The sequence below is a fragment of the Falseniella ignava genome (assembly GCF_002847645.1).
Taxonomy (GTDB): Bacteria; Bacillota; Bacilli; order Lactobacillales; family Aerococcaceae; genus Falseniella; species Falseniella ignava.
The window spans coordinates 29,600-44,744 of sequence record NZ_PKHE01000013.1 but is presented as its reverse complement, the minus strand read 5'-3'; the positions used below and the strand labels follow the sequence as shown (position 1 = coordinate 44,744).

Genomic DNA, 15,145 nt, shown 5'->3' with positions numbered 1-15,145 from the left:
TCTGGTGTTTGGCTCCATACGTATTGTTTTACGTTGGTGAGTTGACCTTTGTTACCAATTCCATCTTCAGCTTTTGGTAATACGTTTAATTCTGTTACTAGAGTAGTTGCATCTGGTGATGTTGCTGCTTCTGGATCGTTCTTTTCAGCGTCTGTTAATGCTTGTACTGCTACACGGGCTTCATCTGATACAGATTTACCTTGTTCAGTTTGTGTTGCAAGAATTATGTCGTATTCATTTAAGTTTACGCCGGCTAGAACATTAGCTGTCCATGTGCCATCTTGTCCCACTATTATATTATTAGCTACTTGTGTATCTTCTGAACCTTCTCCACCTTGGATTGCTAGAAAAATTTGAGATCCAGCTATTCCTGTACCTGAGATTGTTTGATCTCCAGCTTTTGGTACTGTGATTACTGGTGTCGCACTCTTTTCTTTTACAGGTACTTTAAAAGTCTCCCCTATTGGGAAGTCATTGTCTGTTACTGTTACAGTGATAGGTCCCTTGGCATCTGTGCCTGGTGTTACTTCGATTTGACCAGTTTCTTTATTAATTACTGCTGGTACAGATTCACCATTTGCATCTGTTGCACTAACTTTAGTTGTATCGTCTGGGTTTGTAACTACTATACCAGTACCTTGTTTTTGATCTGTTGGGTCTACCGTTTTTTTGTTGGTATCATCAACTTTTGTTACTTTTGATTCACTTGCTGTTACAGTTACTGGTACTTCTACTGTATCTGTAGTTCCATCTGGATAAGTTATCTTAACTGTACCTATTGTGTTACCAGCCTTGTTTACTGGTGGTAGTGCTTCCCATTCGTATTTTGTATCTGCTGGAGGCGTATGTTCAAAATCAACACCATCTTTGGCAGGTGGAACAGTACCTTGTTCAGTTGTTAGCGGTTTAGCTTTCGGATCATAGAAGTTTGCATCTGATGGAACATCGATTTTTGCCTTTACGCTTTCTTTTGACCCATCTGCGTAAGTTACTATTACTGGTACTTTAATTACAGTGTCCTTATCGGCATCTACAGCTGTATAAGTGATTGCACCTGTCTTAGGATCTATTTCGATAGCCCCATTAACTGTAAAGCCTTCTTCTATGGCAAAGGTCATGCCTGTTGGTTGTGGACTCGCTTCCTTATTTTCCTTGTCTAGGAACTTTGGAGCTTCTACTGTTACAGGGTGTGCAACTTGGGCTACTACTGACTTATAATCTGGTTCGTAGTTTAAGTTGTCTGCTTCTGCAACTCTTATAGGAGCTTTTACTTCGTCTGTTGAGCCGTCCTTGTAAGTTACTATTACAGGAATATTTACTGTGTGACCAGCTTGGTCGATCGATGGTGTGTAAGTGATTTCACCGGTATCTTCGTTAATGGTTGCATCTGTTGGAGCATCTTTAGCTAGGGTAAACTTCGCTCCATCTGGTTTTGCAGCTGGTTGACCATCTTTATTCTTGAAGTTAGGAGCTGTGATTGTGGTTTGTGCGCCTGCTTTTGCATCTGCTTCAGTATATTCTGGTTGGTAAGAATCAGCTTGGGCTTGTCCAACCTTGATTTTAGCAAGAGTTTCATCAATAGTTCCGTCAGAATAGGTTACCTTAACTGGAATATCTACAGTCGTGTTGGCATCTCTTGCAGTTGGTGTGTAAGTTACTTTACCAGTTGTTTCATCAATAGTTGCACCTTGTGGAGCTCCATCGCCTAAAGCAAATTTTACACTGGTTGGTTGTGGTTTGGCTTCTGGTTTTGTAGCTTCTGTGCTCTTTTGGTCTAGGAACTTAGGAGCATCTGTAGTTACCTCTGTGCCTGGTGTTGCATCTGTGTCTGCATAGGCTGGTTCATATTTTGGTGCTTGAGAAGCTGCCTTGGTAATTTCTAAAGGTACTAAATCCTTATGACCTTCTTTTATAAGGACTTCTTCGCCCTTAGAATTTAGCTTGTAGATATCATAGGTTACTTCTACATTTGGATCTTCTTGAGTAGCTGCAACTTCTGCTTTTGGGGTTCCTGAAATTTGATCTCCCGTAATTGTTAGGCCTTCAATAGCTTTACCATCAATAAACTTGGCTGAAACATTTTTAAATACATAACCTTCAACTTCTGCTGGTTTTACCGTCTCCTTGTATTCAACATCCACTTCTCCTTGTTCTAGTGGCGAGTCTGTAACAAGGGCTGTGTAGTTAGATGTTGCTTCCATTGTTTCTCCAGAATCTTCATCAAGAATAGAGGTTGTAACAGTTACAGTGTACTTTCCAGGAACTTTTGCCTTTCCTGATACTGTACCTGTTTTTTCATCTATAGTAAGTCCTTCGGGAAGACCTTCAGCTGAATATGCTGCACCCTTAATAGAATCATCATTAGCTGCAGGGTTTTCAATACTCACTTCATCATATGCTGAAACGACAAGTTTACTAATCTTAACAGTGAAAGCATCTTGGGCTAAAACTTGTCCTAAGTTTCCATTTGAGTCAACATAGTGAAGTTTTGCTATAAAGGTTTTTGTTTCTTTTACATCTTTTGTATCATAAGTTGCTTCTGCTAATGCACCTGTTGATGTAGGTTTTTGTGTTGGTTCTTCTTTTATCTTATTTCCGTCTTGGTCATACCAAACTATTTTGAAAGAATCATTTGTATTCTTGTAAGGAAGACCTGCAGTGTTTGTTACTGCCACATCGCCTGGTGTTGCAGTATTTTTTTGGGTATCAAAGTTTGTAATGTTAAACTTGATTTCTGCTGGGGCTAGGTTAAAGTCTGCTCTTGTAGAGTTAGCAGCTTGAACTGTAGATACACCAAAGTCTGCTTTCGCCCAACCACCGTGGATACCCCAAGCGTTGTTAGAACCTGTGTACCAGTTGTAGTTCCATGGCGTTCTCTTTACAACATCATCTGTATCCTTGGTTGAGATAAATAACCAATCAGAGTTAACGTGTTTTTCATTCCAGTCAAGTGCTCCTGTTAAGAAAGAACCTTCATCTGCACGTTTTGCTACTGTACCTAGACGGTTTACTTCTTCCTCAGTCCATCTATGGGCATCGAGTGCATAATACTTACCTGCTACTCTTGTATAGTCAGCTACTGCAGAAGTATTTCTATGAGGTCCCCAAGTTCCCTTGAATTGGATTAGGTAATTACCTTCGGCATTTGTTTTTGCACTTACAGTTTCTGCGATCCAGTTTTCCTTATCAGCTGCAACTTGTTCTGCAATCCATTCTTGTAGTTGGGTTTCGAGTCTAAATGTCCAACCTGATCCACGAATATCACTTGGTTTGGAAAGACCTAGCATATTCGCTGTCTCTGCACTATAAATTTGTTTCAACGCATAGTCAGATAGGTAAGATGCTGTAACTGTTACTCCTTCAGCTGGTGAAGTTGGAGTTGATACGATTCCCCATTGGACTCCGCCTGCAGATTCATAGTCCCAAGAAACTTTCCCCCATACTGCTCCTTGACCAGTTTTAGAAATTTGTGGAGTTGTTGGAGTCGCTTCCTTGTGCATCTTTCCTTCATCTTGTTTTTTCATTAGAAGGACTCTGTAGTTTACAAGAGTATTTGGTCCTAAGTTATATCCACCACCAGCAACTCTTCTATCTGTAAACTCAACACCTTCTCCTGTAGAGTATTGAAGTTGATAGCCATCTGGAATTGTAGATTTATCAACCCACATCTTGTAGGATTCACTTCCTCCTGATACTGTTGTATCAGCATCGAATTTTACTAATTTTCCATCTTCACCAATATATGGTTTCATTTTAATGTGGAACTGTCCGTCAGCCCCAGATACTCCATAATAAGTAGGTGAAGTTCTGTTCCCTTTTCTTTCATACCATTGGAAGTAAACTTTTACTCCTTCAATTGGTTTGAATCTTTGGCCTGTTTCTGCCTTTAAGTCAGCGTTTATGTCACCGCCAACTAGGACACCTACAAAGCCGTGAACTGCATCTTTTGCATCTGCATCAGTAGATGTGTCTTCTGGTGCTGCAGCATCTCTAACGGCTGGGCTTACCTCTTCACCACTAACCTCAAATTCGTTTTCTTCACCAGCTGCTGGTTCCGCACCATATGCAACCTTAGGCACTTCCGGTTTTTCAGCTGCTTTATCTTCTATTTTTTTGATAACAAACGCTTCTACATCTGCAACAGTTTGCGCTTCAACTTGAGCTTCAGCTTCAAGGTTAGCTATTTGATATTCTTCATATCCTGCTGCTGCTAAGCGTGCTTTTTGGTCTTCAGTGAATTCAATATCCTCAACGATAGGAAACGCTTCAGTGCTTTCTGATGTAAGTGCCGTCGCTTCGGGCGTAGCTGTTTCTTCTACTAAACCTTCATGTTCAGTTGGCTCTTCCTCATCAGATTCGTCTGTTGAAACAGGGACAGGGTCACCGGTAGAATCAATACCTGCTTCAGCTGTTTCACCTTCTGTTTCCGGTACTGTAAATTCTTCTGTAGTTGCAGCGTCAGCTAATGCCTCTTCTGCTGCACTTGCAATCGTACCGCCCGCGAACATTAGTCCGGCTGAAATTGCTACAGACGCAACTCCAAATGTCAGACGCTTAATCGCGTACTTATAAACTTTGTTTGATTGTTTTTCTCGTAATAACTTTTTATTGTTCTTACCTACCAAAACAATTACCTCCTATAAAATCTTTTATATAACCATCATACATCAAGCATATCACTCATTTGTCTCACGTTTTTCAATTTTTGAATATTTTTTGGGATTGTTCGCGATGAGATAGTCAAAAATGTTGATATATCATGTTTTATAGGGTCTTTCAGTTCATCCTTTTTCATTTCAATTTTATGTTTTAAAAACACATTTTTGAAATAAAGTGTTAAACCTGTTCATTCTTTATATTAATTTTTAATTTTTTGAATGCCTTTAGTGGAAAAGCGCTTTCTTTTCGTTTATAAAGCCTTTTTTATATGATATAATTGTTATATGTTTAATTACTTTAATTAACATTTTAAGACGTATTGTTTACAATTTATAGATTGATGGGAGGAGGTTAATCTTGCGCCAAATTCTTTCAGAAACAACTTTACGCAAACTACAGTTGATTGAACATCTCGATTTACTGACGAATCCAATTGAAGAAGAACAACTTGCTGCTGAGCTTGTAGTATCAAAGCGTACGTTAAAAAATGACATCCAGCAAATCAATAATAACTTTGATTTTCTTCATATTCATAATACTTGTCAGGGTATTTACTTAACCTATGCTGAAGGGAAAAATTATCGAGCGATTTACCGTTACTTTTTGAAACATGAACTTGGCTTTCGCTTGTTAGATTATATTTTTCGGGAATCTAACGTTACGCTCGAACAGGTAGCGAAAGAACTCTATACGAGTCCTTCAACCATCTATCGCTTAGTTAATAAACTCAATCAAGCGCTCGAATTCTATCACATAAAAATATGCTACCCTTCCTTGACTTTTGATGGTGAAGAAGTTGATATTCGATTTTTCTTCTAATTTTATTCAGAATTAGCAGATTACGATGAATGGCCTTTTGATGATATTGGCGTCGAGGCTTTAAAAGAACTTGTTATTTTTGCATACGATTTAGTCTGTGACAAATTAAATTATTCAACGTTAAGATTCTTATTATTTTCAATCAGTATTAATCTTATCCGCTTACGACAAAATCACCGTATTTTTATTGAAAGTAATGCCGTTGATATTGTATATCAAGAATTTCTTAAATTACCTCAACAAGCGGAGCGAATGCGAGAAATCGCCCAACAACTCGGATTCGAGTTAAATTTAAAAAACATTAAACAATTATTTGTTGCTTACGCCAAAGAAGCTCTGAGTTCTCCAGTCGAAGAAGAAATGATTAACGAAACAGCCGAAGAAGTGGTTCGTCAATCAACTGAACATTTAGCTCGGATTATTCATTACCTCTCAGAGAAATACCGTGTCCCGATTGAAGATGCCGTAGGATTAGCAGGGTATTTACATAATACGGCGAACTTATTCAAGTGGGAGACCGAGACCTTTAATATTTTATACCCTTATATACCGAATTTTATTGAACGAACACAATATTATATCGGTGATTTTGTAACGGATGCTCGGCAATTAGTGCATGAATATATTGAAGCAATGAAGCTCGATTCCAGCGAGATAATGCATAACGTATTAGTCTATGAGCTGATTACCCACTGGCCTCATTTAATTAAATATCTCTTTACCGATCAAATCCGTCACATTCACTGTGCAGTAATCAGTGATAATAATATCGATCATGCTGCTTTTATGGTTGATGTGCTAAATATAAATAAACGACCTTATGTCCATTATCATGTCTACACAGGACAAGACATTGATCCATTGACCTTGGATAGTAGTGATTACGATGTAATCATTACAACCTTCCCGATCCCACCGTTGCAATATAAACCAGTCTGTTCGATTCATCGCTTCCCAACTGAAAAGGACTTCCAATTGATTGACCAGACTATATACAGTCTAGTGAATATTAAGTAAGAATCTGCTATTTTATTGATTTATTGCTTCAAAATACCTATAAAATCAGAAAGGACGTGAGCCAATGTTTGCCAATTTATTTAGTCATAAACAATATCGACAGTTGGAGTTAATTGACTACGTCTTGAAACAACCGGAAGAATTTACTAGTTTTATCGAGTTGCAAAAGAAATTTGATATTACTGAGCGAGTATTGAGACGCGATCTGCATGAAATACAAGAATTATGTGATCAGCAGCTCGAAATTAATATTGTTCATGAGTTGGTTTCGATTAAATTCAAACAAATTGCGAGCTATGATGAAGTTTTCCGGATGTTTGCTCGAGATACGATTACTTTTCAATTATTTGATGATATTATTTTTCAGCGATTCGAGAATGTGACAGATCTATTTAATCAGTATTATATTAGCCGTTCAACAGGCTACCGCTATTTAAACGAGCTGAATGATTTTTTTGAGTCACATCATATTGAAGTGGAAATCAGTAAAAATCCTCTCACCCTCGTCGGTAATGAATTAGCGGTTCGGACTTTAATTCCGCATTTCTTGACGATGTATTATCATGTCGATGAATGTCCCTTTTATCCATTCAATATGCAACAAATCCATCAGATTTTTCGCGCACTCGCGTCACGATTTTCATATTTAGAAATTTTTTCAAACGATCGAACCTTTTACTATAATATTGCCAGTAACATCGATCGAACGCTTCAAGGGCACCGAGTACCGACGAATCAGTGGCAACTTGATTCATCGTACTGGATAATCAATCATCCTGAACAAAAATATCCTCAAACCTTAGTGCAAATACTAAAAGAAATTGGGCTCGAGCCAACAGACAGCAATATCGAACAAGTATTAGTGGGGATTTGTAATAATCAAGTGATTGTAAACTCAGACCACCTGAACCTCAAAATGACGCAAGATGAAGATTTTGCCTATCAAGTGATTGAATTTTATAATCAGCTTGATGATATTTCTCAGAAGTATAATATTCAAAAATTGACCCTCGAAGTAAAGAATTTCCTTGTGATTATGGGATATAATTTGATGGCGGTTCGGGTATCTCCACCGAATATTTTGAATAGAAAACGAACCTATTCTGCAGACAATTTCTTTGATCTATTAAATCAGTTGAGTTCATCTTTTTACGAAGATGCGCGGCAAGTGATGGTTCAATTCTTTCTGCCCTTCAATAATGGCAAAAATATTTACGATCAAAATTTGATTTTATTTTATTTAATGTCCTATTGGCCGGATTTGATTATGCAACTTCGCAAGCACCAACATAAACCAAATATATTAGTCTTCTTAGAGAATGTCGCTGCAGGTCGTCAATTTCAACATTTTCTTCAATCAACCAATATGCACGACACGAATGTTCAATTAGTGACGAACCCGATTGAATTCCATGAATGCACGATGCAAAATTGGGACATTGTGATCTCAGATTACGAATTGCGTCAGATACGATGTCGTTTCTTTGTTGGCGTTGATGGTATTCCAACGAATGCTCATGTCAATCAGATTAATCGCCTAATCAAACTTTTACGTTCATCAGATGGTCAACATACTGTTGAAGAGTCTCCGAATTAATAAAATATACACTGAACATGATAAAGACCCCAGTATGCTTTCTAGATACTGGGGTTTTTGTATGTGTTGATTATTTTACTGTAATAATTAAGTCTTCGGTGGCAATCGATTGAGCAGGAACCGGTGTGACTTCGCCAAATTCATTGGCATTCGTAATAACTACCGGTGTGACGGTTGAGTACCCTGCGTCTTTAATCTTTTGCGCATCGAAAGTAATCAGTTTTTGACCTTTAGTGACGCGAGCACCTTGCTCGACAAAGGTCTCAAAGCCTTCGCCTGCGAGGTTGACGGTATCCAATCCGATATGGATTAACACTTCAACACCAGCGTCTGATTTCAGACCGATGGCATGTTTGGTGCCGAAGATCATGACCACTTCCCCGTCAAACGGCGCCACAACTTCTTCCGCACTTGGTTCGATTGCCACACCTTGACCTAACGCACCACTGGCAAAGGCTGGGTCTGGTGTATCTGCCAAGTTCATCAATTGACCGGTTAGTGGCGAAAAGATGTCTTGGGCTGTATGTTCGGATGTTTGAGTAGTGCCTTCAGTCGTTGTAGTTGGCGCTGGTGTTTCAACTTCAGCTTCCGTTGCTACTGTCGCTACAGAGGTTGGCTCTGAGTTCACAGCTTGACTCAAGCTATCACGGTGACGTTTGATATAGTGATCTAAGTCTGTCGCAATACCGCCGACTTGCGTTCCGTAGATAACTTGAACCGATTTGCCGGATTGGGTTACCCCAGCCGCACCGGTACGGCGTAAGACTGCTTGGTCCACTTTATCAGCTTCTTTAACCGTTACGCGTAGACGCGTTGCACAGTTTGAGAATTCTTCTAAGTTATTGTATCCGCCGAGACCTTCAAGGATTTGCGCAGAACGTTGTTCTTCAGGTGAAAGGTTAGCACCAGTTTTCGCATCCTCGCCAATGCCATGTGCTTCACGGTATTCATCTTTAGTACGTAGGCGAGTTGCCTCGTCGTCCGCTTCACGGCCTGGTGTTTTTAGGTCCCATTTGACAATCGCCCAACGGAAGATAACGTAATAGAGCGCTCCCCAGATGATTGAGTAAACTAATAAGATAATCCAATTGGTGCGTGCGTTACCTGGTAACATTCCGTATAGGAAGAAGTCCAAGAACCCTGCTGAGAAGGTGAAGCCAACACCAATTTTTAAGAATTGAACAATAATAACCGATAGACCGGCAAGCACCGCGTTCACTCCATAGTATAGGAACGGCGATGCGAATAAGATCGAGAATTCGATCGGTTCAGTAATCCCGGTAATAAATGATGTCAGTGATGATGATAATAGTAACCCTTTTACATCGTCTTTACGGTCTTCGCGCGCCGTGTGGTACATCGCTAGCGCAGCTGCTGGGAAACCGAATAACATCATCGGGAAGGCAAATGAGAAATATTTCGCTGCAGCTGGTGCAATTACTTCGCCCGCTTGCAATTGCGCAAAGACAATATTTTGCGCTCCGTTGACCACTTGTCCGGCCACTTCCATCGAACCACCCATCGCTGTTTGCCAGAACGGTAAGTAGAAGACGTGGTGTAAGCCAAATGGAATTAAAGCACGGTAGACATAACCGTAGAAGAACGAACCGATGGCGCCAGATCCGGCAATCGTCTCACCGAGCCAAGCAATACCCATTCCCACGTATGGCCAGACAAAGGCTAAGATAAAGCCCAGTACCAATCCAGCGACACTTGAGATAATCGGAACAAAATGTGTCCCAGCAAAGAACGATAGCGCATCGGTGAAGCGCACGTCGTAGTATTTGTTATGTAAGTACGCTACGGTCAGCCCCATTATAATCCCACCGAACACTCCCATGTTCAATGTGTCATCCATTCCGAGCACCGATCCAACGAGTCCGGTTATCCCACGCAATTCTTCGATATTTCCGAAATGTGCGATCGAGCTCGTTAACGACCGATACATCACTAAGAATCCGACAACCGCTGAGAGCCCTGCTACTTCTTTACGCTCTTTAGCAAATCCCGTCGCCACTGAAATCGCAAAAAGCAGTGACAAGTTACCGAAGATGATATCTCCGACATCCGTTAAAATAGATAGGACACCGTTTAAGAACGTTCCGTCTCCCAGAATCGATTCAAGACCATATTGCGCGACAAATGCGTCACCTGTTATGGTGGCACCGATTCCTAAGAACAAGCCCGCAACGGGCAGTAACGCGATTGGCAACATAAATGTCCGACCGAGTCGTTGCATTAAACTAAAAAAATTATCCACTAATATTCTCCCTTCTCTTGATGAGTTTTATTGAAATACGTATATTAGATGCGCTGTGCGAGGATAGCTCGTCCAGCGTTGGTAGTGTGAATTTGGTTGGTCGTAGATTGCCCACTCTCCTTTAATAATCAGTATGGCTCCCGAGTGGGAGCCATACCAATTTGTAGTCGTAGCGATGATTCAAGTAAACTGTGACTTGTAGCTGCAAAAAATTAATAATAAGTCCGTCCCTGCAGGCAGAGGCTGCGCCTATACAAGGATTCAAGCCGCAGTAATCAGCAAGCATCACACTTTTTTGTATTAGTTGATGTTCAGCTCGCTCTATTGCTCGATTCATCACTACCTACTCCGATTATACCAAATTCAAAGGCAAAGCAGAACTTTTCTCTGCAAGTATTTGTTAATTTTTTATCAAATAAGTGTATTTTCAGAAATAGTTTGTTGGAACACGGGTTGTGGAGCATTTGGGAGGCATCTTCATAGATGTTGTACACGGAGATTACGAGAACGTGCACCCGATTCTCGTATTCTCAGACGGAAGTTGCGAGAACCGATACCCCGTTCTCGTATCTTCAGACGAAAGTTGCGAGAACCGACAGCCCATTCTCGTATCTTCAGGCGAAAGTTACGAGAACCAACACGCCATTCTCGTATTCTCAGACAAAAGTTGCGAGAACCGACAGCCCAATCTCGTATCTTCAGACAAAAAACGAGAACCCGACATAGGTTCTCATTTCTCATTTCAGGTTTCTACACAAACAGTTTTTATTCTGATGATTTTCCCCGATTTTCTTTATATTAGAACCTTATTGTGATAATTCCGCCAAAATTTCTACAGATCATGCAGTTTTTCTAATAATTCCTCAGTAGTTGCTCCATCTCTAATTCTTCTTTAAAAATATTATTAAGTTACAATGAAATTTTGTCCGAACTACCACCAAATAAACCAATCGTCATCTTCTGGCTCATCCAGAAGGTCTCGGATTTAAAATATACATTAACATAGACATTTTCTCTTGTAGTTTCATAAAGTAGAATGGATAATTGTTCCAAAGCTATATCCCCCTTTCATGTATAGGTATGGAATTTCGACTATCTATTCAACTTCGCGACAATCCTTACAATATATACCCCTTAAAAACATCTCGTATTCTAACTACTCTGTCAACCACTTGATTCATCAGCTCGGGATAATTATCTTGTTTATTGAAGTTCAAGCCGGAAATGTAAGACTTGACCCTTGAGGCTTTCTTGTCGTCTAATCTTTCCCAGCGCATCCTGAATCCTAGTTTTGATTCTATTTCGTCTTTATTTTCATAGAGACTATCAAATAAATCTTTATTATCTCGAACATACAGGTCTACTCCGATACTTCCATCCTTATTAACTAAAGTAATACTGATAAGAGCTTCACTTGTACCAATTGCAACGTCATACCAGTGAGCCGTCGTGGCTTTTCTAAGATTAAATGGTTTACCTCTTTCAGTGACAACGCGATTGAATTCAGTCCAGAAGTTAAGTCTTTCGGCTTGCGTTTTAGATAAATCTCCATTTTTTACGTTTTTATTGCTCTTAATAAAATCATTAGGCTTTTCAACTATTTTAAACATTGGGGCAGGCAGAGAGTCTCCAATTCTGTATGCTTTAACCTCTAATAAGAAAAAAGATATTTCTTCTGCCATATTATTGTTAAGCCACTCAATTGCACTCTTATGTTCTTCTCGAGCTTCCTTCACAATCCAAATAATGACCGTCGCATTCAGACCTGAGGCGTAAGTAATCACTTTACCTAGATGATCATGATCCGTAGAGCCTAACTGATTTTCGATAATAATTTTTTCACCCGTCGTTTCATCAACAGCTACTAAATCGCATCGATAAGAACCAACATAGACTTCTTTGTCAATATCAGCGAGTGTCAGACCAACTGCTTCATTTAACAATTCAATATTATCCTCTTTAGCTAACCAATTAGAAAAGTTATATTGTTCATGTGCCCACAATTCTCTTATATCAACTTCTATTAATTTTCCTAAAGGAATATTCGAACTCATATTTTACCTACCTTTTCTTTATCTAAATATCAGCCATTGTATTTATTCCGCTCAATAATTTCTAATTTTCTAAAATATATAAATAAAAGAGTTAATGAACTGCTGCTAATAATGATATCTTCTATTCCCCTTTAAAAGTAACACCATTTTCTCTTAGTTTCTTCACTGTACCTTTTCCAATGCCGTCAATCGCTAGGACTTCGCGCTCATACTTGGATTGGAAGTCTTCTAATTTTCGCAAGCCTTCTAATAATAGCGGACGAACATATTGGCTAGAAATATTAGTAAAGATTCCAGTTCCAGCCAATTTATTCGCTTCTGCGTAAGAATTAAGCCAATTTACTTGCTGCGCATAATATTGATCAAAATATTCCGGATTGGTTTGCTTTAGTATTTTTTGGAAAGTCCAATACAAATATTCGGAATGCTGAAACAAACTCAACACCTCAGCAAAAGCAATCGCAAGTGACCTTTCTGAATTGGGTTGATAATATTCATCTGGTAAAAAAGAATAGACAAGAAAACTGTCAAATTCTCGTTCGATGAAAAATCGAGTGATTGTCGGATTAATCTTTAATAACTTCTTAATAATCCGTTCAGCATATTGAATATCTTGATCGAGAATCAAACTGACTGCCATGTAGAACAACATTTGATCGTCTTCTTGATGCATGGGCTCTTTTTTGAAAAAACTCCGAGCTTTTTTATGCTGGAAGGATAGTACATAAGTCCCCATCAAACTATAACGGGCTCCCAAATTATCATTAGGATTATTACGTAACAATTCTTTTGCTGTATTCTCAGCCTTTCCTAAAAGATATTCTTGCTTATAGAAGTCTAACAAAAATTTACGGGCACGAAAATAAGGGCGATTCTCAATTCGCGCATAAGACGACTCTTTGATTGATTGACGATGAGTTTTAAAGTATTCAGCCGTCTTTTCTTCGATGTACGGAATGGCTCCCATCTCACCGTAGCGCTCAAGGCATAAAGCACAATAGATATCCAAGTTGTGAGGGTCCAACTGATTTGCCTCTTCTAATAATGCTAAGCGCTCGTCAGCATCTTCATAATCTAATGCCATTTCTAACAAATCCAAAGCTCTATCAGTATCATCTTCCGGTTCATCAATCAAACCAGCATTAAATTGAGTTACATAATAGTTAATTGCCTCATCAATGTTCTCAAATTCATCCTCATGTTGGTCTAGAAAAACTTGTAACTGTCTAAAAAAAGCTTCTGTTTCGCGTGACATAAAATCTTTCCTTTCTCAGTCTTAAATACTAATAAGTTTCTACTTTTATACCGATATTACTTATTAGCGCACTTAATTATTATATTTTCATTTATTATCCAACTGGCTAAAGTATACCAAATTAAGAGATGCAGAACTATGGCATGCTGTTAAACATAGTCCGATTTCTCTAGAGTTGTGGAAATATGTTCCATAGCTATAGATTCAGCTTAACTCTTATATTTAAAATCTTTCTCCGTTTTACTGATCTCAGGCCGAGGTTATGAGGACGGAGAACACATTCTCGTATTTTTCACATCGTCTGCATTGTATGTCTAAAGAAATAATGGTATTATACCTTTAGAAAGGTGTGGTTTTAATGCCGAAAATTCAATCAAGTACAGATTTAAGAAATAACTATAATGATATTTCTAATTTTTGCAATGAAACCAATTCTCCCGTATTTATTACCAAAAATGGTCGTGGAGATTTGGCGGTAATGAGTATCCAAGCCTATGAACGGTTAATCGGAAAACATGAACTTTATTCTTTATTAAAAGCCAGTGAGCAGGATGTTAGTACCAGTCGAACCAAGCCACTCAAAGACGTCATGAACGATTTAAGAGAAGAGTTGACAAATGAATGAGTATCGCATTGAAGTTACTGAATCAGCACAAAATGATTTAAGAGAGATTGTTCGCTATATTCAAACGGATTTGACTTCTCCAGGTACAGCTGAACATTTTCTTGATGGTATTGAAAAAATGCTCGAGCAATTAGCATTTATGCCTCAAAAATTCCAATACGTTAGAGATGACTACTTAGCTAGTAAGGGGTATCGTTATACACGTTATAAAAAATATCTTATCTTCGATACAGTTGATGACAGTCACCATTTTGTGTATATCCATCGGATTCTACACTCATCAAGACAATGGGAATATCTTATTTAGAGACACTCTCAATCCGAGAGTGTTTTTTGATGGAACGATAATCTGAATTTTGAAAAGTTTAAGTATTTACTGTACGGTCAGAATATTGTCAAAAATGATGATTTTGTAGGCAGTTCTCCTGTTACGGAACTAACTTTATGAGAATGAACAGTTTGTTCTACTAATCTTGAACGAAAAATAGTAGAACCGCAACGCCGTTCTACTAATCTTGGACGAAAAATAGTAGAACCGCAACGCCGTTCTACTAATCTCGAACGAAAAATAGTAGAACCGCAACGCCGTTCTACTAATCTCGGGCGAAAGTTAGGAGAACCAGGACGCCGTTCTACTAATCTCGGGCGAAAGTTAGGAGAACCAGGACGCCGTTCTACTAATCTCAAGCGAAAGTTACGACAACCGACACGCCATTCTCGTATTCTCAGACAGAAGTTGCGACAACCGACACGCCATTCTCGTATTCTCAGACAGAAGTTGCGAGAACCGACACGCCATTCTCGTATTCTCAAGCGAAAGTTACGACAACCGACACGCCATTCTCGTATTCTCAGAACG

11 protein-coding genes are annotated in these 15,145 nt (G+C 39.0%); 5 read left to right on the top strand and 6 right to left on the bottom strand.

All coding sequences use genetic code 11. The annotated features are described in order from the left end of the window. Positions 1-4,625, bottom strand: a 4,625-nt coding sequence (locus tag CYJ57_RS07825) for a Rib/alpha-like domain-containing protein (protein ID WP_180764403.1), incomplete at its 3' end; no start/stop codon positions are given. Positions 4,626-5,016: 391 nt separating this feature from the next. Between CYJ57_RS07825 and CYJ57_RS05515 the strand changes: the two genes are divergently transcribed. The 3 genes from CYJ57_RS05515 (at position 5,017) to CYJ57_RS05505 (ending at position 8,092) form a co-directional block, all read left to right on the top strand. Continuing rightward, a complete protein-coding gene (locus CYJ57_RS05515; protein ID WP_143826742.1) occupies positions 5,017-5,478 on the top strand; it encodes an AcpB/EbpR/MafR family transcriptional regulator in 462 nt (153 codons plus the stop codon). Positions 5,479-5,523: 45 nt separating this feature from the next. Continuing rightward, on the top strand, positions 5,524-6,495 hold the full coding sequence (locus tag CYJ57_RS05510; RefSeq protein ID WP_101954390.1) for a M protein trans-acting positive regulator PRD domain-containing protein: 972 nt from the start codon (positions 5,524-5,526) through the stop codon (positions 6,493-6,495). A gap of 64 nt (positions 6,496-6,559) precedes the next feature. Beyond that, positions 6,560-8,092, top strand: coding sequence for an AcpB/EbpR/MafR family transcriptional regulator (locus CYJ57_RS05505; protein ID WP_101954389.1), 1,533 nt, complete (start codon positions 6,560-6,562; stop codon positions 8,090-8,092). Between the two features lie 70 nt (positions 8,093-8,162). Here the strand turns inward: CYJ57_RS05505 and CYJ57_RS05500 are convergent, their stop codons facing one another. From CYJ57_RS05500 to CYJ57_RS05485, 5 genes are all read right to left on the bottom strand, one after another. Further along, positions 8,163-10,352, bottom strand: coding sequence for a PTS sugar transporter subunit IIABC (locus tag CYJ57_RS05500; RefSeq protein ID WP_101954388.1), 2,190 nt, complete (start codon positions 10,350-10,352; stop codon positions 8,163-8,165). 121 nt (positions 10,353-10,473) lie between these two features. Further along, positions 10,474-10,689, bottom strand: a complete 216-nt coding sequence (locus CYJ57_RS05495) for a hypothetical protein (protein WP_101954387.1) — start codon at positions 10,687-10,689, stop codon at positions 10,474-10,476. 572 nt (positions 10,690-11,261) lie between these two features. Beyond that, positions 11,262-11,405: a virulence RhuM family protein gene (locus CYJ57_RS07820; RefSeq protein WP_180764402.1), complete on the bottom strand. Its 144-nt coding sequence runs from the start codon at positions 11,403-11,405 to the stop codon at positions 11,262-11,264. A gap of 65 nt (positions 11,406-11,470) precedes the next feature. Further along, positions 11,471-12,406, bottom strand: coding sequence for a DUF4268 domain-containing protein (locus CYJ57_RS05490; protein ID WP_101954386.1), 936 nt, complete (start codon positions 12,404-12,406; stop codon positions 11,471-11,473). A 121-nt stretch (positions 12,407-12,527) separates the two neighbouring features. Next, on the bottom strand, positions 12,528-13,661 hold the full coding sequence (locus CYJ57_RS05485; RefSeq protein WP_101954385.1) for a helix-hairpin-helix domain-containing protein: 1,134 nt from the start codon (positions 13,659-13,661) through the stop codon (positions 12,528-12,530). A 358-nt stretch (positions 13,662-14,019) separates the two neighbouring features. Between CYJ57_RS05485 and CYJ57_RS05480 the strand changes: the two genes are divergently transcribed. Together CYJ57_RS05480 and CYJ57_RS05475 are read left to right on the top strand one after the other, a co-directional pair. Further along, positions 14,020-14,286 carry a type II toxin-antitoxin system Phd/YefM family antitoxin gene (locus CYJ57_RS05480; protein WP_101954384.1) on the top strand — a complete coding sequence of 89 codons (267 nt, stop codon included), beginning with the start codon at positions 14,020-14,022 and terminating at the stop codon, positions 14,284-14,286. Further along, a complete protein-coding gene (locus CYJ57_RS05475; protein WP_101954383.1) occupies positions 14,279-14,593 on the top strand; it encodes a type II toxin-antitoxin system RelE/ParE family toxin in 315 nt (104 codons plus the stop codon). Before CYJ57_RS05480 ends, CYJ57_RS05475 begins: the two co-directional genes overlap by 8 nt. The last annotated feature ends 552 nt before the right edge of the window (positions 14,594-15,145 follow it).